Origin of the sequence: Acinetobacter sp. 40AMC3-4, from assembly GCF_049898185.1 — a bacterium.
GTDB lineage: Bacteria > Pseudomonadota > Gammaproteobacteria > Pseudomonadales > Moraxellaceae > Acinetobacter.
On record NZ_JAFCXG010000001.1, the window covers coordinates 500,078 to 524,532 of the forward strand.

The window sequence follows — 24,455 nt, forward strand, 5'->3', positions numbered from 1 at the left end:
CAGAACAAGCTGAAATAATTGCATAAAAAAATCCCTCATGATGAGGGATTTTTTTGATCAAACTTACTGGCCTGGTAGAGGAATATATTGTGAAGCACTGTCTTGTGCCTTACGTTCAGTCACCACAACTTTTAGCATCATGGTTTTCCCTGCCCGCTCAATTTCAATCTGAATGGTACTGTTTGGCTTTTGCAAAGCCACAAAATTAATCAGATGTGAGGCGGAACTAATCTCTTCCTCATTTACTTTCATAATTTTATCACCACGCTGGATTCCCGCTTTGGCAGCAGGTCCATCTGGGAGCACTTCTGCGACCGTTACGCCTTTTTCTTTGGGTTGCAGGACATCATCACGCTCTGCAGGTAATAAGCTGATCCCTAACCAGCCACGAACCACACGGCCATCTTTCAAAATGGCATTCATCACCTGCTGACAGATTTTGGCCGGAATGGCAAAACCAATCCCCAGTGAACCACCAGACTGCGAGAAGATTGCGGTATTGACGCCAATTAAATTACCGGCGACATCAATAAGTGCACCGCCCGAGTTACCCGGGTTAATTGCAGCATCGGTCTGCACAAAGTCTTCATAGGTATTAATACCCAAGTCTGAACGGCCCGTTGCTGAGATAATCCCCTGCGTCACGGTTTGCCCAACACCAAAAGGATTACCAATGGCCAGAACCACATCACCGACTTCATTGCCACTGAGTTTAAATGGCAAAACTGGCAATTGCGTCAGTTCAATCTTGATCACAGCCAGATCGGTATCCGGATCAGTTCCGACCACCTTGGCTTCAGCACGACGACCATCCTGCAAAGCCACTACAATCTGATCGGCCTGTGCAATCACGTGGTTATTGGTCAGGATATAACCGTCTGGACGTACAATTACACCCGAACCTAAACTGTTTTCATTCGGGCTTTGTCCATACTGGTCAGGCAACTGATCGCCAAAGAATTCACGAAATACCGGATCGGTCAGTAAAGGATGCGCCTGTTGCTTGACTTTTTGGGTAGTAAAAATATTCACGACAGCGGGTGCTGCCACTTTTACAGCAGCACTATAGGAGACCACGCCTCCTGAGCGCGACGTATCAATCAACGGCTCTACTTTTTCAGCAGGCATTTTGACACCATCTGGCGCAACTGGTGCCTTTGGTTTTTGTAGTTGTTGCCACCCCAAAAAACCGATAATGACTAAAATCAGTAACACCCAGGGTAACCATGTAAAGGTGCGGCGCACGTTGCTATCCTCTAAAATATTTTAATTCGTTGATGACTAAGTAATTTGTGTCCTATTGTAATGCGAAATACATAACTAAACACAAAAAATTCCACAGAGATTTGTGCAGCTTTAGTTACAATTAGACCTATAGATAAATATGGGCAAGTTTTTAAACTTACAGGAATTTTATGGCGAATTTGAACGATATTATTCAATGGTGTGACCAAACTTTGGCAGCACGTGAATTTAAGGACTATGCACCGAATGGCTTGCAGATTGAAGGCAAATCCGAAGTGAATAAAATCCTCTGTGCCGTGACCGCCTCCCAGAGTGCAATTGAAGCTGCAATTGAGCAAGGCGCTGATCTATTGCTGGTTCATCATGGCTATTTCTGGAAAGGAGAAGCCTATCCGATTACGGGAATGCGTGGTAAACGCATTAAAACCCTGATTCAAAATGATATTTCACTGGTTGGCTATCACCTACCTTTAGACAGTCATCCAACTCTGGGAAATAATGCTGCCATTGCGGATTTATTAGAACTCGAAAATATCGAACAGCTTGATCCGAGTGAAAAACGTCCGATTGGCAATATTGGCTATTTAAAACAGCCAATGAGTCCGGAAGATTTTAAAAATTATGTTTCAGAAAAGCTGGGCTTTGATGCGATTCATCTGCCTGCAGACAAAACTCAAATCCATAAAGTCGGTTTCTGTACCGGCGGTGCGCAGGATTATATTCAAAAAGCGGCACTACAAGATTGTGATGCCTATATTTCAGGTGAAGTGAGCGAACGCACCTTTTATGAAGCTCAGGAACTGAATGTCCATTATTATGCCTGTGGCCATCATGCGACTGAAAAATACGGTGTGCAACGCCTGGCCAAGGCTATTTCAGAACAGTTTAATATTGAGTATGATTATTTCGAATTAAACAATCCGATTTAATTCGACTGACGGTTATGATCAGTGGCTTTATTCATATATTTTCAGGCTTTATTCTGTATTGTTATTTATACACGATGCCCATTTCTGCCCGATTATCTATTACAATAAAGCCACTTATTGTTAAAACCCAGCAAAATGCAAGGAATTGAAAACATGACAACCATTACTTTACCAGCATTACCTTATGGCTACGAAGATCTTGCTCCACACATCAGCAAAGAAACTTTAGAATACCATCACGACAAACACCACAATACGTATGTGGTTAACCTGAATAACCTGATCGCTGGTACTGAGCTTGAAGGCAAAACTCTAGAAGAAATTATTACAGCAACTGCTGGTGATGCTTCTAAAGCAGGTGTTTTCAATAACGCGGCTCAAGTTTGGAACCACACGTTCTACTGGAACTGTATGGCTAAAAACGGTGGCGGTAAAGCAACTGGTACTTTGGCTGCGAAAATTGACGAAGCATTCGGTTCTTATGAAAAATTTGCTGAAGAATTTGCTGCTGCTGCAACTACTCAATTTGGTTCAGGTTGGGCTTGGTTAGTGGCTGACGAAGTAAACGGTCAGCTTTCTATCATGAAAACTTCAAATGCTGATACGCCAATGGCGCACGGTAAAATTGCAGTGTTGACGATTGACGTTTGGGAACACGCTTACTACATCGATTTCCGTAATGCTCGTCCTAAGTACATCTCTACTTTCCTAGAAAGCCTAGTAAACTGGGATTATGCAAATGCGAAATATGCAGGTCAGCCTGCAGGTGTTGAGAAATAATTTTTTATTTCTTTGCTAAAAAAATCACCCATTTCGGGTGATTTTTTTATTTTTAGGCTCTAAATGAATATTTATGAAGCAAACAATTCATTTCTTTACATTAATTGATTGACGACCTGGTTATTCATCCCTAAAATGCCGATCAGATTCTCCAATAGCTCAGTCGGTAGAGCGACGGACTGTTAATCCGCAGGTCCCTGGTTCGAGCCCAGGTTGGAGAGCCATCTATTCTTCCATAGCTCAGTCGGTAGAGCGACGGACTGTTAATCCGCAGGTCCCTGGTTCGAGCCCAGGTGGAAGAGCCAAAATTTTGAAGAAACCCACTCATTGCGAAGTGGGTTTTTTTATAGCTGTATTTTTTAAATTGAGATCATATTGATTTATATGCGCGATCAACCGCTCATTTCTTATGCTCCAGATCACTTATCAAAATTAAGGCTGATCACGATTTTGCTGTTAGGGCCGGTTTACATAAACATAACAGTTTGAACTACAAACCTTTTCGACTATTTTTAAAACACTTGATTCAATTTATGCTGCTTTTTTCTAAAAGTGCCTTGACCCCTTTTCAAATCTCTCTATAATCGCTGTCAGATTCTCCAATAGCTCAGTCGGTAGAGCGACGGACTGTTAATCCGCAGGTCCCTGGTTCGAGCCCAGGTTGGAGAGCCAATCTATTCTCCCATAGCTCAGTCGGTAGAGCGACGGACTGTTAATCCGCAGGTCCCTGGTTCGAGCCCAGGTGGGAGAGCCAAGATTCTGAAGAAACCCACTCATTGCGAAGTGGGTTTTTTTATTCTCCCCTTTTGTGATCTGTGTTTAATTTGAGTCAGTTTATATTTTTTGTGATTGGCTGCCTGGCAACTTTTGCATTAGTTTGCCTGCTCTTGCCGCATCTCTTCACCCGTCAAAAGAAATTCTATCCAAAGCGCGTCATTACTGCTTTTGAAAGCAGGATGTTTACACGTCTGAAAGATGCCTTTCCCCATCATCACATTCTTGCACAAGTCGCATTTAGCGCTTTGATCACGCACGATCAGATGAAAATGCGTAATCAATTTAATCGTAAAGTTACAGACTTCGTAGTACTTGATCGTGAATATAATGTAGTGGCGATTGTCGAACTGGATGATCCGAGCCATATTGGCAAAGAGCAGGAAGATGCTGAACGTGATGCGATGCTGATTGCAGCAGGCTATACCGTGATTCGATACACTCAGATTCCAACTATCAGACAACTGCAAAGGGATTTAAAATAAATTAAGCTGCAATTTCGATATTTCTCGCTGCAGCTTGAATTGGATTAATCAAAGCCTCCTGCTCCGCTTTTAATTTCTCGGCAGCTTTTCATGCTTCAAAACTAACCTATCCTCGTCCAATTTAGCGTCTCATCACAAGCATTCTCAGTTAAACCTGCCTTTCTGCAGAACTAGGGTGATAAAGTTTAAATTATCGCTCTATAATCCTTTCGAAAACAAAATATAAGTCAGATGACCTGATCGGCCTGTTCCATTTCCGGCCATCATCACCTTGCTTATTTTTGGCGTTGTTTTTTTATTCAGTGATCGTTTATTTATGCAAAATTCTATTCGTATTGGTATCGCGGGTTACGGTAATCTTGGCCGCGGTGTTGAAACTGCCATCCAAAAAAATCCTGATATGCAGCTTGTCGGTATTTTTACTCGCCGCTCACCAAGCAGCGTCTCTCCTTGCTTTGCAGAAACTCAAGTGTATAGCATGGATGCACTATTAAATGATTTTAGCGATAAAATTGATGTGCTGATTCTTTGTGGCGGCTCTAAAGATGACTTGCCACAACAAGCGCCTATCTTTGCAAGTAAATTCAATACTGTAGATAGTTTTGATACGCATGCACGTATTCCGGAATACTATGCTGCAGTCGATGCACCTGCCCTTGCTAACAAAAAAACAGCCATGATTTCTATTGGCTGGGATCCTGGCATGTTCTCGATTAACCGTTTATTTGGTGAAGCGTTATTACCAGATGGTGAAACTTATACTTTTTGGGGTAAAGGCTTAAGCCAGGGACATTCAGACGCGATCCGCCGTGTAGCAGGTGTGAAAGCTGGTGTGCAATACACCATTCCATCTACTGACGCGATTGAACAAGTCCGCAGTGGCGCACGACCTGAGTTAAGCACCAAAGACAAACATCATCGTGACTGTTATGTGGTATTGGAACAAGGAGCTGATGCAGCAACAGTTGAACAAACCATCGTCAGCATGCCTGATTATTTTGCCGATTATAATACGACTGTGAATTTTATCAGTGAGGAAACTTTACTGAAAGATCATCAGGATATGCCACATGGCGGTTTTGTCATCCGTAGTGGTAATACCAGTGATGCACAAAAACAGGTGATTGAGTTTTCTTTAAAGCTGAATAGCAATCCTGAGTTTACCGCAAGTGTGTTAGTGGCTTATGCCCGTGCCTGCTACCGTCTGAATCAAACCCAGCAATATGGTGCTAAAACAGCATTAGATGTAGCACCTGCTCTACTTTCAATTAAATCTCCTGAGCAATTGCGTAAAGAATTGCTTTAAGATGATTTAAATATAGCCACCGATCGGATGATGGGTGGCTATATTTTTCTGTTGAAAAGCGCAAATTACTTCATCAAGAAATATCGAATATCTACAATCGAGTGAGATAGTTTTCGACAAATGAGCAATTATCTACTACACAGACATTTGCAGTATTAGACAAGTGCAAAGGGATTTTAGATAGATTAAGGTGCTGTTGCACTACTTTCAGACGCAGCTTGTATTGAATTTGCCTTAGCATCCTGCTCTGCTTTGAGCTTTTCCGCAGCTTCTCGTGCTTCAATACGTGCAATCATATCTGCCTGCTGCTGCTTGTATTTTTCCTGATTTTTAGCATCACTATTCACTGCAAGAAATGCCATACTAATTAAAAATACCGGAATACAAAGTGCAAGCGTACCGAAGATCAATAGCTTTTTTATACTGCGGGGCTGTGGCTGCTCGGACATAACAAACCTGCTTTGACAATCATTTAACTTTCACCCCTACTATAACAAATTAAAGCTCTTGCTCAAATTTTGAAAATGCGAAAATAAAAAAGGAGCCCTAGCTCCTTTTAATATCTTCGCTTTTATTTTTACTTCGCTGGCATATTTTCTTCAATGAATTCTACAAGCTCTGTATTTTTTAAAACGATTGCTTGAGTATGTGATGCACCATCAACTCCTAGGAAAGTCACATCCGTACCCAAAGCCGCCAAATTCTTTTGCAAGGCATCTGTAACATCATAAGGTACTGCCATATCTTCTTTACCCTGAATAATCATTACCGGTACATTTATTTTTTTGGTAGCAGGCTGATTATCCCTTAAGAAATTTTTCACAGATAAATTTTGATCAAAATTATCAGTCAGCCCTGGATAGTCCACCACTGTTTTCCCAGGATTTTGCTGTAACCATTGATCTATATCCGTACTAAAAGCTGTCATTAAATTTTCTAAACACAGACCATTTTCACCAGTAGTACCTTCAGCACGTTCTGCAACCAGCTCAGATGTGCTTTCAAAGATATCTTGATAAGCAAAATTTGGCTCATAGGCTTTTATTCCAACACCGACATAGGCTGCATAGGCAAGAAGTTCTGAATAAACAGCTTTCGCAGTTCCTGGTTGAACGGCACCAGCACCTTCACCTAAAATCAATTTATTTAAAGCTTGCGGTGCAACTGTACCAATAATATAGCCCAAACTAGATGCAGGTGCTGCTGCAACTGCTGCTTTATAATTTGGATCATTCCCTGCAAACTCTGCTGTACCCAAAGATGCATGTCCACCCTGTGATTGCCCCACAGATACCCATGCACCATTAAATTTATCGCCTTGCTGCTGCTTAAACCCTTTCACTGCATAGATTGCAGATTGTGCGGCACTCTTTAAATGCAGATAAGGATGAATCCCTCGAGTTCCTAAACCCTCATAATCAGGTGCAACGATGACATAACCTTTGGCGAGTAAACTCTCGGCCATTATTTTAAACCGTGGATTAAGAATATTTGAACTTGGTGCACAGCTATCACCACTCCCAACAGTTCCATGCTCCCACACCACTACACGCCAACCGTCTCTCGGTTGTGGAGTTCTAGGATAGATAACCAATGCTGTAGCTTCTGCTGTATTTCCCTGCACATTTGGCATGTTATATCGCATAACTCGAATACTTGATGCTTGGGTTATGACATCCTTGGTATAGGCTTGTTCACTCAAAAAAATCTTTGGCTGGGGGACAAAGATATCATTGTTATCATCATCGCCACACGCAGATAAAAACAGTACTGAAGAACACAGTACGCCCAACATTAATTTCTTATAACCATTCTGCATATTTCTATCCTTTTATTGTTATTCCCTATCTCTTTTTATCGAGATCACTCAAAATTAAGCATAAAAAAAAGCATCCTTATAGGACGCTTTTGTTATTAGCCGATAGATGGTTAGTACCAAAGAGCCAGAAAAATTCCAGAAAAGATTATGAATCCAATCCAGCGGTTATGCCTAAACGCCCAGAAACACAAATGTGGATTTTTATCTCGAGTTTTAAACCATTGGTAAATAAAATCGAGAGCGACAACAATTAATGCAGCCAAACCAAATGGAATCAGTAAATTTTCTAGCCAAAGTGCTACAGCAATCAAAAGAATACTAATGGCCTGCAAAGCGCTAATGATCTGAATATCATATCGACCAAATAAGATCGCGGTTGATTTCACCCCAATCTTTAAATCGTATTCACGATCTGCAATTGCATATTGGGTATCATAGGCTACGGTCCAGGCCAGATTACCAAAATATAGAAGCCAGCAGGTTAAATCCGGCGTTTGTCCAACTGCGGTATAAGCCATCGGAATCGACCAGGAAAATGCTGCACCCAAAAAGACTTGAGGTAAATGGGTATAGCGCTTCATAAAAGGATAAATAAACGCTAAAAATAAAGCCCCAAATGACCAGTAAAAAGTTTCGATTGGCAGAAAAAATAGTAGGCAGGCACTGGCAGACACCAAAACCAGAAATACCATCACAGCTTCTTTGGCACTGATAATCCCAGTCGCTAGCGGACGGTTTTTAGTACGCTCCACATGTGCATCGACTTTACGGTCAGCAAAATCATTAATGGCACAACCTGCCGCCCGCATAAAAATCACACCCAAAATCATGGGAATTAAAATTTCAATACGTGGCATGCCCTGAGCTGCAATCCACAGCGCCCACATGGTAGGCCAAAAAACCAGTTCAGTCCCAATCGGTTTATCAAAACGACAAAGATAATAATAGGCGCTAAGACGCTCACGCCAGGTGATTGCTTGTGCGGTTGCCATAAAAATCAAGCCCGTGAATTTTGTATAAAGTGTTCAAATGCCGGTAAAAATGTTTCTTGTACGATAAATTTACAGCCGTGCCAAGTATAGCAGCTCTGACGGGTCCAGCCCTCATCTAAAAGTACCACCCGGCGCTGGCACAGTGGATTAGTGCGCTGAAACAGAAACCAGCCAATCGGTTTGGTGCCAATATGCTGAAAAATTCGGGCTTTTTTTTGCAGGCTTAAAATCGGAAAGATGCTTTTGGCTTTCACCCAAGGAGACTGTTCCGAGCCGTAGAGATAACTTTCACGCACCCAGGAAGTATGCTGATGTGACATCTGCATCCATTTGGCATTGGCAAAGCTTAAACGCTGAAAATGCTCTTGAATTGGCTCGACATGGAATTGTCCTTGCGCCAAATCGGTCAGTTGTTGCGTGAGTGAACCCGATGCATACAGCCACGGTTTTAACTCAGCAGGCAGAGTTGACAGCAACACACGCTGATTTTGATTTCTAGAACGACTATTCATTGTTAACAGTTATCTGTTTTTGCAATGATTTCATATTTGCCTTGTGGGGTTTTAATTAAAATAAAACCTTCAGCACTCAAATAAAATGATTCTGGATAAGCATAATCCAGCGCTATTTCAGGATTTTTCAGCGCCACAAATTGAGCCTGCTTATAACCCTCGGGGGTCCGCCCCACTTCAAGATAAGTCACTTCAGAGAAGTTCAACTTAAAACCTTTGTTATGATCTTTTGGATCAATCCATGGATAAAAGCTGGTGTGCTTTTTACGTTGTGCCATTTAAGCCCATCAATCATTTAAAATTATAAATAGATGATACAAAAAAACCCGCGACATGCGCGGGTTTTCTTCGCTTTAATTCGTGATGAATTACAAGCTGTAGTACATATCAAATTCAACTGGGTGAGTAGTCGTGTTTAGACGACGAACTTCTTCAGTTTTAAGCTCGATATAAGCATCAAGCATTTCTTTCGTGAACACGCCACCTTTTAACAGGTAATCATGATCCGCTTGAAGTGCTTCAAGCGCCATATCCAGGCTATGCGCCACTGTAGGGATTTTCGCTTCTTCTTCAGGAGGAAGATCGTACAAGTTCTTGTCAGCAGCTTCACCCGGGTGGATCTTGTTTTGAATACCGTCAAGACCAGCCATCAACAATGCCGCGAAACCTAGGTACGGGTTCATCATTGGATCTGGGAAACGCGCTTCAATACGCTTGCCTTTCGGGCTAGACACGTAAGGAATACGGATAGATGCAGAACGGTTACGCGCTGAGTAAGCAAGCATAATCGGTGCTTCGAAATGTGGAACCAAACGCTTATACGAGTTTGTAGAAGGGTTGGTGATCGCATTCAAAGAACGAGCATGTTTAATTACACCACCGATGAAGTACAACGCCATTTCTGAAAGGCCTGCATATTCATCACCAGCAAACAGGTTTTTGCCGTCTTTAGAGATCGACATATGCACGTGCATACCAGAACCGTTATCACCCACCATTGGTTTAGGCATAAAGGTTGCTGTTTTTGCATATTGATGCGCAACGTTCCAAACCGCATATTTGAACTGTTGAACTTCGTCTGCTTTACGCACCATAGTGTTGAAGCTCACACCAATTTCTAACTGGCAAGAAGCAACTTCGTGGTGATGTACTTCTACACGACCTGGACCCATGATGTCTTCGATACGCGCACACATGTCTGCACGCATGTCATGTGAAGAATCTACAGGAGGAACTGGGAAGTAACCGCCTTTTACGCGTGGACGGTGACCAGAGTTACCGCCTTCGTAGTCTTTGTTAGTTGACCAAGCAGCTTCTTCAGCGATCAATGTATGGCGCGCGCCAGACATGTCGATTTCCCATTTTACTTCGTCAAATACGAAGAATTCTGGTTCTGGACCAAAGAATGCAGTGTCACCGATACCGGTAGATTTCAAATATTCTTCTGCACGGCGCGCAATCGAACGTGGGTCACGATCATAACCTTGACCAGTTGATGGCTCGATTACGTCACAAGTTACAACAACTGTTGGCTCTGCAAAGAACGGGTCGATAAAACCTGTTGCCGCATCCGGACGTAAAATCATGTCCGATGCTTCGATGCCTTTCCAACCTGCAATTGAAGAACCGTCAAACATTTTGCCGTCTTCAAATGTATCTTCATCAATACTGTCTGCTGGGTAAGTGACGTGTTGTTCTTTACCCTTGGTATCAGTAAAGCGAAAATCGACCCATTTTGCGCCACTTTCTTGTATGAGTTGAAGGACCTTGTTCGCCATGCTCATTTTGCTCCGATGTTTTTGTTGCACCCGTGAAGTGCGTGTTAGCAGTTGATAGTTATTAAGCAATTACCGTACCAACTTTTAAAAGTATAGATAAAATCTTGAAATCTTTATAAGAAATCATGAAGTGACAAAAATACTTTGCGGCTATTATACTAGCTGCAAAACTAAATGCACCATATTCAAGCATTCTTCATTTATTTTATTTCAGCTTTATTTTTTAGCGCACCTAAATAGTGCATGTATCTATAAAGATGTATGAGAAACATAGCTTTTTATAGCAAATATGCTGCTTTTTCTTACTTTTGTTATGTTTTTACTTGTTTTTGGCTAAAAATTGAGCGTTTTTTGGTAGATATCAGTAAAGAAAATTTTGCGATTCATTTGGGATTGTATGCCTATTATGAGGCATTTTCTTTAAATCTACTTTCAATAGAAAAGTTTATATAAAGCTTAATTATTCAAGTGATGTTTTTTTCATCAAGCATTTTACCTCTCTTTGATCTCATTTTTTCATTTTTAAGTTTTACTCTAAAAAATATTCGTTTAAAACTTTCTCTGAGTAAGCCTATTACTTTAAATCATGATTAAAATTTTATTTAATTTTCTATAGGTTTTTAAAGCCAATAAATTGATCGAAATTGTTGCGCCGAATGGGGCTATTTTTTGCTATGATGAAGCGTGCTTTATTTTCACACAATGAAATCAATGATTTAGTTGTGTCAGGCAAGTGCTTGCAACACGTATAAATAAAGTACGATCTGGACAACATTAGCACAGTTAAGTGCATTAATTTCAATAGGTTAAGCTCATGCTTTTAATGATCGACAACTATGACTCCTTTACTTATAACATCGTCCAATATTTTGGCGAACTGAATCAAGAAGTAAAAGTAGTCCGTAATGATGCCGTGACATTGGAAGATATAGAGCGATGGCAACCTAAGTATTTAGTGATTGGCCCCGGCCCGTGCTCGCCAAGTGAGGCAGGAATTTCTATTCCTGCCATTCAGCATTTTGCTGGCAAAATTCCTTTACTGGGCGTTTGTCTTGGTCATCAAAGTATTGGGCAGGCATTTGGCGGTGATATCGTGCGTGCCAAACGTGTCATGCATGGCCGTCTGTCTGATATGTACCACAGTGATACCGGGATTTTCAGCAATCTCCCTTCTCCATTTCCTGCAACGCGCTATCATTCACTGGTGATTGATCAAGCCACCTTGCCCGAATGTCTGGAAGTGACCTGCTGGACCAATGAAGCTGACGGCTCTATGGAAGAAATTATGGGTGTGAAACATAAGACATTGCCGGTCGAAGGCGTGCAGTTCCATCCCGAATCGATTCTGAGCCAGCATGGTCATCAAATCTTTAAAAACTTTCTCGAAATTTATGCCTAAGAACACCTTATGAATATTCAACAAGCTTTAAGCAATATTACTAAAAACATTCACCTGACTCAGGATCAAATGCAAGACGTGATGCGTGCCATCATGTCAGGCGAAGCGACCGATGCCCAGATTGGTGCCCTGCTGATGGGCTTACGTCTTAAAGGCGAAAGCATTGATGAGATTACCGCAGCTGCACGTGTCATGCGTGAACTTGCCACTAAAATTGATGTCAGTGACATTCCTTATCTGGTCGATATCGTCGGCACAGGCGGTGACGGTCAAAACCTGTTTAACGTTTCTACTGCCTCTGCATTCGTGATCGCAGCAGCCGGTGCAACTATAGCCAAACATGGTAACCGCGGCGTTTCGACCAAATCAGGTTCGTCAGATTTGTTGGAACAGGCCGGGATTAATCTGGACCTGAATATGCAGCAGACTGAACGCTGTATCCGTGACGTTGGTGTCGGTTTCCTGTTTGCACCGAATCATCATCAAGCCATGAAATATGCAATCGGTCCACGTAAAGAACTAGGGATTCGCAGCATTTTCAATTTACTTGGTCCGCTTACGAATCCGGCTGGAGTAAATCGTTTAGTCATTGGCGTATTCTCTAATGAACTCTGTCGTCCTATTGCCGAAGTCATGAAACAGCTCGGTGCTGAACATGTGATGGTAGTGCATTCACGTGATGGTCTGGATGAAATCAGTATAGCCTCTTCAACTCATGTCGCTGAACTGAAAAATGGCGAAGTCACGGAATGGGACATTATTCCTGAATCGGTCGATATTGAGTCGCAAACCCTGACCGGACTGATTGTGGAAGACTCTGCGCAAAGTCTGGCTTTGATCAAAGATGCGCTGGGCAAGAAGAAATCAGACATCGGTGATAAAGCAGCGAACATGATCGCGCTGAATGCCGGCGCAGGTATTTATGTCTCCGGTTTAACCAGCAGCTATAAGCAAGGTGTTGCACTGGCACATGACATTATCTACGGCGGTCAGGCACTTGAAAAAATGAGTGTGCTGTCTGAATTTACCAAAACCATTAAACATTACGAAGCTTAATTCGGTCAGGGATTTTGATCATGGTGGATATCGCAAACACAATTTTAGGTAAAATTGTTGACCGCAAAAAAGAAGAATTTGCCCTACGTTTAAAGCAGAAAAGTTATAAAGATCTGGAAGAACTGGCACAAGGTGCATCACCTGTGCGTGGTTTTGCCCAGTCTTTACTCTCGAAACGTCCGGGCGTCATTGCTGAAATTAAGAAAGCTTCGCCATCTAAGGGCATTATTCGCGAGAACTTTAACCCTGCGGAAATTGCAGCACAGTATCAGGAGGCAGGTGCAGCCTGTTTATCGGTGCTGACCGATGTAGACTTTTTCCAGGGTCACGATGACAACATTCAGATTGCCCGTTCACATTGCGACCTGCCTGCACTGCGCAAAGACTTTCTGATCGATCCTTATGGAGTTATCGAAGCACGTGCTCTGCATGCAGACTGTATCTTGCTAATTGTGGCTTGCCTGTCTGATCAGCAGTTAGAAGAAATGTCTAAAACTGCATTTGAACATCATCTGGATGTACTGGTTGAAGTTCACGATGAAGAAGAACTATCCCGTGCTTTAAAACTTTCTGATCGTTGTCTGCTCGGTGTAAATAACCGTAATTTAAAAACCTTTGATGTGGATTTAAACACATCATTACGTTTGAAAAAATTACTGGACCCTTCACGCCTGCTGGTGACTGAAAGTGGTATTGCCACACCTGCGGATATTGCGATGATGCAGAAAAATGATATTCACGCCTTTCTGGTCGGCGAAAGCTTCATGAAACAACCACGTCCGGATCATGCTTTCCGCGATCTGTTTGGTGAGCCTGAAGCGGTTTAAAATGTAAATGCTCACCTAAGCATTAAAAAAGCCCAATCTCAGGATTGGGCTTTTTTATTTTCAATATTGAAAAGTAGATCATAGATTCTCGAGCGTATTTAAAATCCTCAGCAATGTCATGAACGCAATTCAGTTCTCCTTTGTCTATTTTCAGACTATAATTCTTGTAAATTCCGCATCTCCCTTGTTTTTACATTATGAGTAAACACGATTCTTCATTATCTAAAGATCAGTACAATCTGCTGAAATCTTTTAAGAAGCAAATTACACAACCGCAAACGCCTGCGGTCGTTGCTGCACCTGTTGAAAAGACTGTCGAGCAAGAAGCGTTAGAAGAACTGGAATTATTCCGCAAGCAAATGCAGGGCGTACAAAAAATTGAATCGGGAAATACGGTTCAACTGGACAAACCACGCAAGAAAAAGCCGGATGCACAAATCTTGGCAAAGCGTGCAGCGGCTACTGGCCCGCTGGAAACAGAGGCAATGGCTTTATCAGATACTCAGGCCATGCTCAATCCTGTCGGCAGTCAGGCCAACTTGAGCTATCGCATCGCCACCTTGCAGCATAAAGTGTTTGAAGACTTGAAAGCCGGTAACTTGCGCTGGTTTGAAGCTGTGGATCTGCATGGCTGTACCGTGGAAGAAGCGCGTCAAGCCGTGCTGCAGATTATCCAGATCGCCAAAGATGAAAACCAGAACGTGATTAAAATCGTACATGGCAAAGGCCCGGAAGCGATTTTAAAAACCTATGTCAACGGCTGGCTGCGCCAGCATCGCGATGTTTTGGCATTTGTCAGTGCACCTGAAAAGCAAGGCGGTACCGGTGCGGTATTGGTTCTGCTCAAACGTGCAGAAAAGAATCCAAAGTTCAAACAGTAAACGGTTTTAGCCTCAAAACAAGGCATTGTAAAAGTTTTCTGCTACAATGCCGTCCTTGTTCATTCTCAGTTTAAGTGAATACGTCATATGACTATGCAGCAATCCTACGCAAACATTCTTACTGCCGTTGGCGAAGATCTAAATCGCCCTGGTCTCAAAGATACGCCTGTGCGCGCTGCGAAAGCATTTTCATATTTAACCTCGGGTTATAGCCAGACACTTGAAGAAGTGACCAACAAGGCGGTCTTCCCTTCCGATAACCGTGAAATGGTACTGGTCAAAAACATCGAATTTTATTCGCTATGTGAGCATCACTTATTGCCATTTTATGGCCGCGTACATATCGCCTATTTGCCAGAAGGTCATGTTTTAGGCCTGTCTAAATTTGCCCGTATTACTGAAATGTTTGCACGCCGTTTGCAGATTCAGGAAAATCTGACTCAGCAAATTGCAGAAGCAGTGGCTGAAGTCACCAAAGCACGCGGTGTTGCAGTAATGATTGATTCTGCGCACATGTGCATGATGATGCGCGGTGTAGGCAAGCAGGAATCAACCACACGTACGGTATCATTTATTGGTGATTTTAAAACCGACAAAGAAACACGTCGTGAATTTTTAAGTGCGGTTCCAGAAAGCTATTAATTATTAAAGCTTAAAAATAAGTTACTCAAAGCCTCGATCATTCGGGGTTTTTTGCTTTTGAAGGAAGAGGATATCAATACTTAATTCAAAAGCTCACTTGCTATAAATAACACCTGGTAACAGGGTTTAAAGACCTGTCCCAAAACTTGCTATGTTTCAGTCTAGAACTCAAACAATTCTTGCTTGTGTTTGCAACAAGCATACACTTGGATACACGATAAAGTTTTAATCCTGCCGCTCTCCCATTAAAGTAATTTGAAGTTGATATACAGCAAAGCGCTTTATATCTTTCTGATTGATTTTTAATGATAAGGAAAGTAACCATGGCGAATAGCAAAAATAACCAGGCGAAAGACAGCAAAAAATCAGCAAAAACTGCTAAAAAGACTCAAGATGAGAAACTGAAAAAGTCGAATAAAAGCAGTGATAAAGACAGTGATCGCAAAGTTACCAAAAAAGCGGCGAGCAGTAAATCTAAAGCGGCATCTTCTAAAAAAGACAATGCCAGCAAAGATGAAAAAGTGAAGGCAAAGAAAAATTCGAGCTCAAAAGCCAGTGATAAAGCGAAAGACCAAAAGACTTCTTCCGCGAAAAAACCGGCTAAAGCAAAAAGCAGCAACAAGAGTAAAGACGACACTAAAGTGAAAAAGTCTTCTTCAAAAAAATCGGCACCTGCTAAAAAGCAGTCGAGCAGCTCCTCTAAGAGCAAGTCAACCAAGGCTAAAACCTCGAAGACCAGTTCGAAAAAATCGAAGTAAAATGAAAAGCCCCTAGCTCTAGAAGACAGGGGCTTTTCTGTATCTTGTCCTTTCGTTTTTATAATTTGTATTAGCTGAAATATCGAATAATTTTAAATTTCAGAAAAGGCCGAATATGAAGCCATCTGCCAAAATAGCTCCACCAAAACGTCCGTCACGTGTAGTTTCGAATAGTTTTGATTATTCTCTGGACTTTGCAAAGGTTAATTTCCGCAAACGACCGGAGCTCTACCGGATTGGCCGTGGTGAACAAGGTGTATTATTGGTTGAGCCTTATAAATCAGAAATCCTGCCACACTGGCGCTTTGCAGATGAAGAAAAAGCACAAGCTAGCAGTGAGAAAATCTATCAGCTTTTTTTGGACTATTTAAAACAAGAAGATTTTATCGGTGCGGACATGGCACGCAAGTTTTTACAGATGGGTTTCACCCGTGCCCGACGTTATGCCAATCATAAAGGTGGCAAAAAATACGATGGCCCGGTTCCGGGGGATAAAAAAGGCTTGAGTGGTGCGCATGGCCGTTCCGAGCTGCCACGTAATCATGAAGATCCGGTTAAAGCCGCTGCTGCCAAAATCTTTAAACAGAAATGGGAGGAAGCTAAAAATCATCCCGAATATCTCCAGCAAAAACAGAAATTTCAGGAATTTATAGAGCAGCAGTCTGCAACTGGCTAAAAACCTTTCATTTAAACTGAGAGTGGCTGTGCGACAGGGTTCAAGGACTGATGAGCCATATAAACTCTGTTACGCCCGTTGTTCTTCGCCATATACAAGGCAGAATCTGCCGCATTCAGGAAGCGCTGATAATCCGGATGTCCATCATAAAGCACACAACCAATACTGACCGTAAATTTAAACTGCTGGCCTTGTGCCGAATTAATCATGCCATTTTCAATATATTTACGAATACTTTCGGCAATATTCAGGGCACGTTTCTCATCAGTATCCACCAGTAATAGCAAAAACTCTTCACCGCCGACCCGGAAAGCATAATCACTGCCCTGACTGTATTTTTGCAATGCTTCGGCCAGAAATTTCAAGGCCAGATCACCTGCTGCATGTCCGAATTTGTCATTAATACTTTTGAAATAATCAGCATCAATGGCAAGTAAAGACAAAGGCGTATGATTCTTACGGGAAAAAGTGATTTCACGTGAAATAATCGTATTCAAATAACGACGATTCAATAACTGGGTCAATGAATCATTACCGGATTCAATATATTCGGCCACCTGAAATAACTGATCTACCAACAACTGAATTTCGCGGTTCAAGTCACGGATCTGCTGGATCAGTCCCAGCATATTGTTTTTGTCCGTACAGTCCATAATATCCTGATTAAGTTCATCGACTTGATAAATTCGTTCAATGATTAAATCGACCTGATCAGAACCGGTAAAAGCATAAGAGGCTTTATGGATAAACCATAAACCGAACTCAGACTTGGACAACATCGGATGATTCAATTTCTCATGCTCAGAAAAGACTTTGAACATGAGTTCATTTTCCCAGTCCAGTAATGAGCTACGCTGTTTATCTTTTTGTACGGCCACATCCTGCATCGCTGAAAAAACACGATAACTGTGTTTAATTTCCTGATTCATGGCTGTCTTAGCTTCATAAGATCGGCACATGACTTCTGTGGCAAATCCCATGATCTGGACAATATAACTGCAGGTAGTCAACATACTGTGGTGAGGATTCTCATCCAGCAGTTCAAACATTTTACGCTCAATTTCACGTACACCGCGCATGATCAGCCAGGATGGAATTCCGACACGCGCATGCACATGCCCCACCATCGCCTGTTTCTGCACGGCATCGGCATAGCGTTTATTAATTCCCACACTAAAGCTTTCAAGTAGCCAGGCATTTAAAGTGTCGCGCAAGCGCTGTTGAATCAAGTCATCAGAAAAGAATTCTGCAGATTCCTTTTCAATGAGCATGTTTTTATAGAATTCTTCCACCAGAATCAGGGAATGATCTTGAATAAAGTGAAAGGCATGCAATAAGTCATCAGATGAATAATTTTGACAGATCTGTTCCCATTGCTCGGCCAGTCTTGCCATGCATTCATTATTCATACTGTCTGTTCCCCAAAACCTTGCTATTTTTACTCAAATTATGTGACAAATATAACAAATATCAGGTATTTTTCCTAAAATATCGATCAGATTATTTGTACCAAACCCAGCCAATCTTTTTATACAAGGGAAAACCGAACAGTAGCCTCATGGATACCACAGCACTTTATGAATAGTGCTGATCAGTTTTAACTCAATCTTAAAAATACCGGATCAAACCAAGACTCCATTGATCCCAGTCTTTGGACTGCTGTTGCTGATATTCCCAAGACAGCCGAAGTGCATGTTGTGGATTGAATGCATATTGGAGTTCAGTATTCAGTTTCAGCTGCCAGCGATGCGAATCCTCCCAATAAGGCAGTTCCACCTGCACCAGACTGTTGATCTGATCGCTCCAGATATTCTGGCACCCCACAGTAGGGCCTGCACCTACGCGCCAGCCTTGATCAAGTGCCTTGCCTGCCTGTAGCTGAGTTTGCATTTGTGCATAACATAGATGTTCACGGCTGGCATTTGCCCAGCTATAACCGCCCTGAGTTTTTAAGCTGGCGACGCCATGCTGCTCATCTTCACTAAACTGGCCATGCGCATCCAGTGCCTCCTGTTGCCAGCCCAGATTAAAACCCCAGGATAACGGCGTATTAAACGGATTGACCGGGTTATAGGAATTGACAGTAAATAGATCCAGATGTTCCAGCTTGAGCTCACTGTCACGATATTGCAAAGCCCCATCTAGAAACAGCAATTGTGTGCCGGTTCGAAAACCGCCTTGCGGGTCGATGAGATCATGATAAGCCTGCCGATGTCCAAGCTGGACAAAGGATTCTCCCTGAACCTGTCCGGCCTGAAGACTGATATTCCGTGCATGATGGCTTTGTACCGGATCTATTTTTGGACGTTCAGGCGCTTTACGCTGTTTCTCGATATCCAGCTGACTTCTTAAGCCTAATAACTTGCGGAAACGTGGCTGAGCAAAAGATTCATCAACTTTTTGTCGAAGAAAGTCCAGATATAAATGATCATAGGCCATTTCCAAAATTTTGGCCTGATCTTCTGCCGGATAAGTTTGCAAAATGGAAGACATTACACCTGTTTCTGCATAAGCCAGCTGATGTGCAGTTTTTGCCAGTGCTTTACCATGCTGTCTGGACTGAGCCAGCAATTGAGTTTCAAGCGCTGGACGGTAAACTTTCTGTTTGATCAAGCCCTGTTGTTCTACGACTTTCAGTGTTTCAATCGGAATCGCAGTCGAATTAAACTGTTTTTGTAGATTCAGCTCGGGACGTACCAGATCAAACAGTCCCAGTAAGCGATAAGCGCAATTATCACTGATAAAATAATAAGGGAAACTTACATTTTGCATTTCCCAGAGATGCTGTACCAGAAATCTGGTTTCTTGCGGGCTTAAGTTTAATTCATATTCCCATAAGTCCCGGCTTTCGAAGTCACCATACTCTTTGACCTTGCGGTAATACGGCATCAGTGAATATTCACCCGGATATTGTCCAGTCAGCCCTTTCCAGGCAAAGGACCAGTTGTCATTGCCATCGACCGTCGCAGCATAGTTGACCGCATAAGAAATCAGATTGAGTTGTTGCTGGTCTTTAGGGTCCAGACGCAACAAGGTATGACCAAACATCGAGCTGGGATTACCCATAAAATCCGTGGCATAGATCAGGGTTGCCTGATAAGGCTTGACCTCGCCAATCCATTTATCCAAATCCGGGCAACTGACCGCAGGCAATTGTTGCTCGGAAATATTCAATTGCTGCATTAACCAGCTGCTGCGTGCAGGAAACTTACAGCGGACGGACTGATTCGGCTCTGTGCTCAGGAATAAAGCCTGAATGTTATGCTGCATTTCTTTTTTTAGATCAGTTTTTCCCTGCTCTGCCAGGAAATAGCCCGAATAGTTAACCTCGCTATGACCTTGGGGATTGGCATACATGAGACGTTGCCAGGTAGTGCTCTGATCCAGACGCTGAGTTTCGGCCTGAGCGATATAATGCTGGATGTCTGGATTAATTTCGCTAGAAAAACTTAAAGGGCTGAATGTCAGGCCCAACATGAAGAACGCATATTTCATTCAGTTAACTTATTCTCATCAATTTCTTTTAGTCATAAGAAAACCCTGCCAGAACAGCAGGGTTTTTAGGGTGCGGATCAGATGTAGGATTTCAATACTTCATCTTTGGCCATCACAGTTTGTAAGGTGCTTAAAACTTGTAATGTATTCTGGTTTTCTTCGGAATAAATTTCAGAGAAATTCTGCTTGGAAACGCTAAAGAAACGAGCTTTATCTTCAGATTTAATATTCAAAAGTTCAGCCAGAACATTCAGGCTTTCACCCTCTCCAACTGCCATATCACGCGCCAATGTTTCAGCGTTTTCATTGGTAAAGGTCACCACTTGAGCGGTTACGGTACCGCCCTGGCTACAACCTAAAGTACCAAAAGTGATCCCGAGCCACTGATTCGTGAACAGAACGTTGGTCGTACCTGCAAAGAGTTTAGGAATAATACCAGACTGACCCGCCCACACCTGGCTTCCGATACCACAACCGACATCTCGGTCAGCCATCGCCATGCTTGAACCAGTCGCCAATACCGCCGCCAGCATAATTTTTTTCAACATAGTTATTCTCCAATTATTCTCATGCAATCTTTGTTATTACTCTAATAATGTAATTTAAATTACATACTCAGCAGAGTAGCGACAAGTCAAGTTTGGCGCAATTGAAAAAATGTATGCTTTACATAAACATAACCTGATTGATTTTACTGTTCCTTGAGCGCCCAATCGCCTTGTGAATTACGCTGTCCCAAGATTTTCAGTACTAACACCAGACTCAGCAATAACAACAAATACCAGGAGCCCAGTTTGCCCCATCCCACCATATGCCATTGCTCAATCTGGCTTGGATAGAGCCAGATCTGGTAAAAGGTACTGATGTTCTCGGCAATCCAGATAATAAACGCCAGAATCAGCAGTACGGGTAACATCGGCAACTGAAAAGTATGCCGATTCAGCTGAAAGCGAATTCTGGTTTTCCAGAACATCAGCACGCTCCAGACAAATAAAATCACCCGATAATCGGGAATAAAAAACTTGCTCATAAAGTTGATATAAGACAAGACAGCCAATGTCAGCATATGGCTAAAACGCGGCAATTTTTCAAATGAAACCTGATATAGACGTAAAGAGCGCGCAAAAAAACTGCCGACCGCAGAATACATAAAACCGGCAAATAAAGGCACGGTCAGGATTTTAAATATTGCGGGTTGAGGGTAATGCCAGGAAGCAATTGCCGGATGGGTCAGGAAGATTTCCATCACCATGGCCATGAGATGAAATAACGCAATCACTTTGGCTTCAGCCCAGGATTCCAGTTTGGTATAGAGCAATATCACCTGAATCAGCAAAGCAAAAAAAAGCAGATAGTCATACCGGTAAAAACCAAAGAAGAGATCGCTGCCCATAGAAGCAGTCAGTGCAAAAGCGAGCAGGAGTAAAATCCCAAATAAGGCAGCCGAAGCTGCCTTATAAGTAAATTCAAACCCTGATTTGAATAGATCGATCAAGGTTTACATCCTAAAGATATTTGGCACTATACTCATGTACGGTATCAATAAATGCTTTTGGATTCGCCGGATCAACCCACTGGGTAATACCATGACCTAAATTGGCAACATAACCGGTTTTCTCGCCATTGGCATAGGCATCATCCAGCATGGCTTTTGTCGCTTTAATGATGGTGTCTGATGAACCATATAAAGTTGCAGGATCCAGGTTACCCTGAAGTGCTGCACGACCAGCAACCGTTTGACGAGCGACATTCAATGGCGTGGTCCAGTCCAGACCAAATGCATCTGCGCCTGTCGTAATCATCGGTTCCAACCATTGACCGCCACCTTTGGTAAACAGAATTACCGGAATCTTGCGGCCGTCTTTCTCACGTTGCAAACCAGCGACAATCTTCTGCATATAGTTCAGCGAGAACTCGATATATTCACGATGTGCTAATGCCCCACCCCAACTATCAAAGATCTGTACCGCTTGTGCACCCGCATCGATCTGCGCATTCAAATATTCAGTCACTGCATCAGCCAGACGATCCAGTAAAGCATGCAAAACTTCAGGCTGCGCATACATCATCTGTTTGGTAAAACGGAAATCCTTGCTTGAACCGCCTTCGACCATATACGTTGCCAGAGTCCATGGACTGCCCGAGAAACCAATCAGAGGAACCTGACCGCCCAAGGCTGAACGAATGGTCGAAACGGCATTCATCACATAATCCAGATCCGACTTGGCATTAAATGCAGGCAGATTGGCGACATCCTGTTCGGTACGGATGGTCTTGTGAAATTTCGGGCCTTCACCGGCTTCAAAATACAGCCCCAGTCCCAAAGCATCCGGAACCGTCAAGATATCCGAGAATAAAATCGCGGCATCAAGATCATAACGGCGTAAAGGCTGCAAAGTTACTTCACAGGCCAGTTCAGTATTCTTGCAAAGCGAAAGGAAATCTCCTGCCTTGGTACGCGTTTCGCGGTACTCAGGCAAATAACGGCCAGCCTGACGCATCATCCATACTGGCGTAGCATCTACAGGCTCACGCAACAATGCGCGCAGAAAACGATCATTTTTTAAGGTCGTCATTCACATTCCCATCTTTCTTTGACATTGCCAACATCATAGCAAAAAGGCCGCAGTTTTAATAACTTCTGGCAACTTTAAAAACCGATCGGATTGATCGGCAACCTAGTGATTTACACAAAACAACTACTGCATCTCCACATTTTTTCTGTAATACTTATAGTGTTTTTTCACATAGTTAAAGAAATAATTCTTAAGGTTGAGTTACATGTTCGTTCGCACAATGCTCGCTGTGAGTCTAGGTTGCATTTTCGCAGGTCAAGTTTTTGCCGCGTCTACTGCTGAACAACCATTAAAACCCCAAGTGGTGACTAATGTTGCAGTGCAAGATCCGATTGATCCATTAGCAACTGAAGCTTCAGCGGCCCAAGCAGCACCTGCAGAAGCGCAAATTACTGCCCAAGAACAACAAGACTTAAAACAGGCATCTGAAGCGCTGAATGAGCTACAGGATACCGAAGATCAGACTGCCTCTGTTGGCGCAGCACCAAATACCAAAGCACCGACTAACTCTGCGGTGACCAAAGCTTCTTGGACTTTAGACGGTTTAAACAATGCCCAATGGTATGAAAATATCGGTGCAGGTCAATTCCCAGTTTACGCACGTGCGCATGTCATGCTGAATAATGCCCATGCATCACCAGGTGCGATTGACGGAACCAGCGGTAAAAATACACTAAAAGCCATTGCATCTTTCCAGCAAATGAATGGCATTAAACCGACAGGTGTTTTGACTCAGGAAACCTGGGATAAACTGGTGGCACGTCAGGGTTCTAAGCCAGCCTTTGTTGAATACACCATTACTGAAAAAGATCTGGCAGGCCCATTTGCCAAGTCTATTCCTTCAGATTATGCGTTACAGGCGAAAATGAAAGGCTTGTACTACACACGTGTCAGTGAAATGTTGAGTGAAAAATTCCATATGGATGAGAATTTCTTAAAGAAACTCAATCCAAATGCCAACTTTAATAAAGTTGGTGAAAAATTACTGGTCAGTAATGTACGTAATGACTTGCCTGAAGGTATTCACTTGATTGTTGCACATAAAGGCGCGAAACAACTGTACTTATTTAACAGTAAAAATCAAATGATCGCGTCATTCCCTGCCACCATTGGTAGTGCGGATACACCATCTCCAACCGGAACCTATAAAGTAACAGGTGTCGCACCAAACCCTTGGTACAGCTATTCACCGTCTAACTTTGTACAAGGTAAAAACTTAAAACCACTATCTTTACCACCGGGTCCTAACGGTCCTGTCGGGAATATCTGGATTGGTTTAAGCAAGAAATCATTTGGTATTCACGGAACACCAAACCCGTCTACCATTTCGAAAACAGCGTCACATGGTTGTATTCGTTTGACTAACTGGGATGCCAATGATCTTGGCCGTAAAGTCAAATCTGGGGTAACGGTTCGTTTCTTAGAATGATGATCGGTCTGCCGATTTGAATAAAAATAGCCTGCTTTTGAGCGGGCTTTTTTATTCCTTATGTTTACTTTCAGCTCTGTCGTTGCAAAAATGCAA

The 24,455-nt window shown here is 42.6% G+C and carries 24 protein-coding genes and 4 tRNA genes; 16 read left to right on the forward strand and 12 right to left on the reverse strand.

The window, feature by feature from the left end:
* Nucleotides 1-63: 63 nt before the first annotated feature.
* A complete protein-coding gene (locus tag ACP7BU_RS02440) occupies nt 64-1,245 on the reverse strand; it encodes a S1C family serine protease (RefSeq protein WP_425877941.1) in 1,182 nt (393 codons plus the stop codon).
* Nucleotides 1,246-1,415: 170 nt separating this feature from the next.
* Here ACP7BU_RS02440 and ACP7BU_RS02445 point away from each other — a divergent pair, with 170 nt between their 5' ends.
* The 8 genes from ACP7BU_RS02445 (at nt 1,416) to ACP7BU_RS02480 (ending at nt 5,519) form a co-directional block, all read left to right on the forward strand.
* On the forward strand, nt 1,416-2,174 hold the full coding sequence (locus ACP7BU_RS02445; protein WP_168730735.1) for a Nif3-like dinuclear metal center hexameric protein: 759 nt from the start codon (nt 1,416-1,418) through the stop codon (nt 2,172-2,174).
* A gap of 153 nt (nt 2,175-2,327) precedes the next feature.
* Nucleotides 2,328-2,954, forward strand: coding sequence for a superoxide dismutase (locus tag ACP7BU_RS02450; RefSeq protein WP_004646486.1), 627 nt, complete (start codon nt 2,328-2,330; stop codon nt 2,952-2,954).
* Between the two features lie 148 nt (nt 2,955-3,102).
* Nucleotides 3,103-3,178, forward strand: a tRNA-Asn gene (locus ACP7BU_RS02455).
* Between the two features lie 5 nt (nt 3,179-3,183).
* Nucleotides 3,184-3,259: transfer RNA gene (locus ACP7BU_RS02460), tRNA-Asn, on the forward strand.
* Between the two features lie 291 nt (nt 3,260-3,550).
* A tRNA-Asn gene (locus tag ACP7BU_RS02465) sits at nt 3,551-3,626 on the forward strand.
* 6 nt (nt 3,627-3,632) lie between these two features.
* Nucleotides 3,633-3,708, forward strand: a tRNA-Asn gene (locus ACP7BU_RS02470).
* A gap of 61 nt (nt 3,709-3,769) precedes the next feature.
* Entirely contained in the window at nt 3,770-4,213 is a 444-nt protein-coding gene (locus tag ACP7BU_RS02475; protein WP_168730734.1) for a DUF2726 domain-containing protein, read from the forward strand.
* 316 nt (nt 4,214-4,529) lie between these two features.
* Nucleotides 4,530-5,519 carry a diaminopimelate dehydrogenase gene (locus ACP7BU_RS02480; RefSeq protein ID WP_425877938.1) on the forward strand — a complete coding sequence of 330 codons (990 nt, stop codon included), beginning with the start codon at nt 4,530-4,532 and terminating at the stop codon, nt 5,517-5,519.
* 185 nt (nt 5,520-5,704) lie between these two features.
* On the opposite strand, the gene ACP7BU_RS02485 is transcribed toward ACP7BU_RS02480, so the two are convergent.
* The 6 genes from ACP7BU_RS02485 to glnA form a co-directional block, all read right to left on the reverse strand.
* Entirely contained in the window at nt 5,705-5,968 is a 264-nt protein-coding gene (locus tag ACP7BU_RS02485) for a hypothetical protein (protein ID WP_253175248.1), read from the reverse strand.
* 128 nt (nt 5,969-6,096) lie between these two features.
* The gene (locus ACP7BU_RS02490) at nt 6,097-7,338 is read right to left on the reverse strand and encodes a lipase family protein (protein WP_253113860.1); all 1,242 of its coding nucleotides are present in this window, start codon (nt 7,336-7,338) and stop codon (nt 6,097-6,099) included.
* Nucleotides 7,339-7,448: 110 nt separating this feature from the next.
* The gene (gene ubiA, locus ACP7BU_RS02495; RefSeq protein ID WP_253159093.1) at nt 7,449-8,330 is read right to left on the reverse strand and encodes a 4-hydroxybenzoate octaprenyltransferase; all 882 of its coding nucleotides are present in this window, start codon (nt 8,328-8,330) and stop codon (nt 7,449-7,451) included.
* A gap of 5 nt (nt 8,331-8,335) precedes the next feature.
* Nucleotides 8,336-8,842 carry a chorismate--pyruvate lyase family protein gene (locus ACP7BU_RS02500; protein ID WP_155861875.1) on the reverse strand — a complete coding sequence of 169 codons (507 nt, stop codon included), beginning with the start codon at nt 8,840-8,842 and terminating at the stop codon, nt 8,336-8,338.
* Nucleotides 8,843-8,844: 2 nt separating this feature from the next.
* Complete coding sequence (locus ACP7BU_RS02505; protein WP_004279642.1) at nt 8,845-9,120, reverse strand: hypothetical protein; 276 nt, start codon at nt 9,118-9,120, stop codon at nt 8,845-8,847.
* Between the two features lie 90 nt (nt 9,121-9,210).
* Nucleotides 9,211-10,626: a type I glutamate--ammonia ligase gene (gene glnA / locus ACP7BU_RS02510; RefSeq protein WP_004279641.1), complete on the reverse strand. Its 1,416-nt coding sequence runs from the start codon at nt 10,624-10,626 to the stop codon at nt 9,211-9,213.
* Nucleotides 10,627-11,434: 808 nt separating this feature from the next.
* On the opposite strand from glnA, the gene ACP7BU_RS02515 reads away from it, so the two are divergent.
* From ACP7BU_RS02515 to ACP7BU_RS02545, 7 genes are all read left to right on the forward strand, one after another.
* A complete protein-coding gene (locus ACP7BU_RS02515; RefSeq protein ID WP_004646400.1) occupies nt 11,435-12,019 on the forward strand; it encodes an anthranilate synthase component II in 585 nt (194 codons plus the stop codon).
* A gap of 9 nt (nt 12,020-12,028) precedes the next feature.
* Entirely contained in the window at nt 12,029-13,075 is a 1,047-nt protein-coding gene (trpD, locus tag ACP7BU_RS02520) for an anthranilate phosphoribosyltransferase (protein ID WP_180037816.1), read from the forward strand.
* Between the two features lie 20 nt (nt 13,076-13,095).
* Nucleotides 13,096-13,902: an indole-3-glycerol phosphate synthase TrpC gene (gene trpC, locus ACP7BU_RS02525; protein WP_425877933.1), complete on the forward strand. Its 807-nt coding sequence runs from the start codon at nt 13,096-13,098 to the stop codon at nt 13,900-13,902.
* 197 nt (nt 13,903-14,099) lie between these two features.
* Nucleotides 14,100-14,783: a Smr/MutS family protein gene (locus ACP7BU_RS02530; protein WP_005246851.1), complete on the forward strand. Its 684-nt coding sequence runs from the start codon at nt 14,100-14,102 to the stop codon at nt 14,781-14,783.
* 93 nt (nt 14,784-14,876) lie between these two features.
* The gene (folE, locus tag ACP7BU_RS02535) at nt 14,877-15,425 is read left to right on the forward strand and encodes a GTP cyclohydrolase I FolE (protein WP_004730181.1); all 549 of its coding nucleotides are present in this window, start codon (nt 14,877-14,879) and stop codon (nt 15,423-15,425) included.
* A gap of 323 nt (nt 15,426-15,748) precedes the next feature.
* Nucleotides 15,749-16,183, forward strand: coding sequence for a hypothetical protein (locus ACP7BU_RS02540; protein ID WP_004646396.1), 435 nt, complete (start codon nt 15,749-15,751; stop codon nt 16,181-16,183).
* A 115-nt stretch (nt 16,184-16,298) separates the two neighbouring features.
* Nucleotides 16,299-16,859: a DUF4385 domain-containing protein gene (locus ACP7BU_RS02545; RefSeq protein WP_425877930.1), complete on the forward strand. Its 561-nt coding sequence runs from the start codon at nt 16,299-16,301 to the stop codon at nt 16,857-16,859.
* 11 nt (nt 16,860-16,870) lie between these two features.
* Here the strand turns inward: ACP7BU_RS02545 and ACP7BU_RS02550 are convergent, their stop codons facing one another.
* The 5 genes from ACP7BU_RS02550 to hemE all read right to left on the reverse strand — a co-directional run bounded on the left by ACP7BU_RS02550 (nt 16,871) and on the right by hemE (nt 22,930).
* Nucleotides 16,871-18,268 carry a diguanylate cyclase gene (locus ACP7BU_RS02550; RefSeq protein WP_253148672.1) on the reverse strand — a complete coding sequence of 466 codons (1,398 nt, stop codon included), beginning with the start codon at nt 18,266-18,268 and terminating at the stop codon, nt 16,871-16,873.
* A gap of 199 nt (nt 18,269-18,467) precedes the next feature.
* The gene (locus ACP7BU_RS02555; RefSeq protein WP_425877928.1) at nt 18,468-20,354 is read right to left on the reverse strand and encodes a DUF4105 domain-containing protein; all 1,887 of its coding nucleotides are present in this window, start codon (nt 20,352-20,354) and stop codon (nt 18,468-18,470) included.
* 77 nt (nt 20,355-20,431) lie between these two features.
* Nucleotides 20,432-20,902 (reverse strand): DUF3015 family protein, encoded by a 471-nt coding sequence (locus tag ACP7BU_RS02560; protein ID WP_004646390.1) that lies wholly within the window; start codon nt 20,900-20,902, stop codon nt 20,432-20,434.
* A gap of 143 nt (nt 20,903-21,045) precedes the next feature.
* Complete coding sequence (locus ACP7BU_RS02565; RefSeq protein ID WP_004646389.1) at nt 21,046-21,849, reverse strand: DUF817 family protein; 804 nt, start codon at nt 21,847-21,849, stop codon at nt 21,046-21,048.
* 10 nt (nt 21,850-21,859) lie between these two features.
* Nucleotides 21,860-22,930 carry a uroporphyrinogen decarboxylase gene (gene hemE, locus ACP7BU_RS02570; protein WP_005246858.1) on the reverse strand — a complete coding sequence of 357 codons (1,071 nt, stop codon included), beginning with the start codon at nt 22,928-22,930 and terminating at the stop codon, nt 21,860-21,862.
* Nucleotides 22,931-23,135: 205 nt separating this feature from the next.
* Here hemE and ACP7BU_RS02575 point away from each other — a divergent pair, with 205 nt between their 5' ends.
* The gene (locus ACP7BU_RS02575) at nt 23,136-24,359 is read left to right on the forward strand and encodes a L,D-transpeptidase family protein (protein WP_425877925.1); all 1,224 of its coding nucleotides are present in this window, start codon (nt 23,136-23,138) and stop codon (nt 24,357-24,359) included.
* Nucleotides 24,360-24,455: the final 96 nt, after the last annotated feature.

Excerpts from the sequence above, each read along its gene's own strand:
- ACP7BU_RS02445 (WP_168730735.1), top strand. The coding sequence starts at position 1,416 with ATGGCGAATTTGAACGATATTATTCAATGGTGTGACCAAACTTTGGCA.
- ACP7BU_RS02450 (WP_004646486.1), top strand. The coding sequence starts at position 2,328 with ATGACAACCATTACTTTACCAGCATTACCTTATGGCTACGAAGATCTT.
- ACP7BU_RS02480 (WP_425877938.1), top strand. The coding sequence starts at position 4,530 with ATGCAAAATTCTATTCGTATTGGTATCGCGGGTTACGGTAATCTTGGC.
- ACP7BU_RS02485 (WP_253175248.1), bottom strand. The coding sequence starts at position 5,968 with ATGTCCGAGCAGCCACAGCCCCGCAGTATAAAAAAGCTATTGATCTTC.
- ACP7BU_RS02490 (WP_253113860.1), bottom strand. The coding sequence starts at position 7,338 with ATGCAGAATGGTTATAAGAAATTAATGTTGGGCGTACTGTGTTCTTCA.
- ubiA (WP_253159093.1), bottom strand. The coding sequence starts at position 8,330 with ATGGCAACCGCACAAGCAATCACCTGGCGTGAGCGTCTTAGCGCCTAT.
- ACP7BU_RS02500 (WP_155861875.1), bottom strand. The coding sequence starts at position 8,842 with ATGAATAGTCGTTCTAGAAATCAAAATCAGCGTGTGTTGCTGTCAACT.
- ACP7BU_RS02505 (WP_004279642.1), bottom strand. The coding sequence starts at position 9,120 with ATGGCACAACGTAAAAAGCACACCAGCTTTTATCCATGGATTGATCCA.
- glnA (WP_004279641.1), bottom strand. The coding sequence starts at position 10,626 with ATGAGCATGGCGAACAAGGTCCTTCAACTCATACAAGAAAGTGGCGCA.
- ACP7BU_RS02515 (WP_004646400.1), top strand. The coding sequence starts at position 11,435 with ATGCTTTTAATGATCGACAACTATGACTCCTTTACTTATAACATCGTC.
- trpD (WP_180037816.1), top strand. The coding sequence starts at position 12,029 with ATGAATATTCAACAAGCTTTAAGCAATATTACTAAAAACATTCACCTG.
- trpC (WP_425877933.1), top strand. The coding sequence starts at position 13,096 with ATGGTGGATATCGCAAACACAATTTTAGGTAAAATTGTTGACCGCAAA.
- ACP7BU_RS02530 (WP_005246851.1), top strand. The coding sequence starts at position 14,100 with ATGAGTAAACACGATTCTTCATTATCTAAAGATCAGTACAATCTGCTG.
- folE (WP_004730181.1), top strand. The coding sequence starts at position 14,877 with ATGCAGCAATCCTACGCAAACATTCTTACTGCCGTTGGCGAAGATCTA.
- ACP7BU_RS02540 (WP_004646396.1), top strand. The coding sequence starts at position 15,749 with ATGGCGAATAGCAAAAATAACCAGGCGAAAGACAGCAAAAAATCAGCA.
- ACP7BU_RS02545 (WP_425877930.1), top strand. The coding sequence starts at position 16,299 with ATGAAGCCATCTGCCAAAATAGCTCCACCAAAACGTCCGTCACGTGTA.
- ACP7BU_RS02550 (WP_253148672.1), bottom strand. The coding sequence starts at position 18,268 with ATGAATAATGAATGCATGGCAAGACTGGCCGAGCAATGGGAACAGATC.
- ACP7BU_RS02555 (WP_425877928.1), bottom strand. The coding sequence starts at position 20,354 with ATGAAATATGCGTTCTTCATGTTGGGCCTGACATTCAGCCCTTTAAGT.
- ACP7BU_RS02560 (WP_004646390.1), bottom strand. The coding sequence starts at position 20,902 with ATGTTGAAAAAAATTATGCTGGCGGCGGTATTGGCGACTGGTTCAAGC.
- hemE (WP_005246858.1), bottom strand. The coding sequence starts at position 22,930 with ATGACGACCTTAAAAAATGATCGTTTTCTGCGCGCATTGTTGCGTGAG.
- ACP7BU_RS02575 (WP_425877925.1), top strand. The coding sequence starts at position 23,136 with ATGTTCGTTCGCACAATGCTCGCTGTGAGTCTAGGTTGCATTTTCGCA.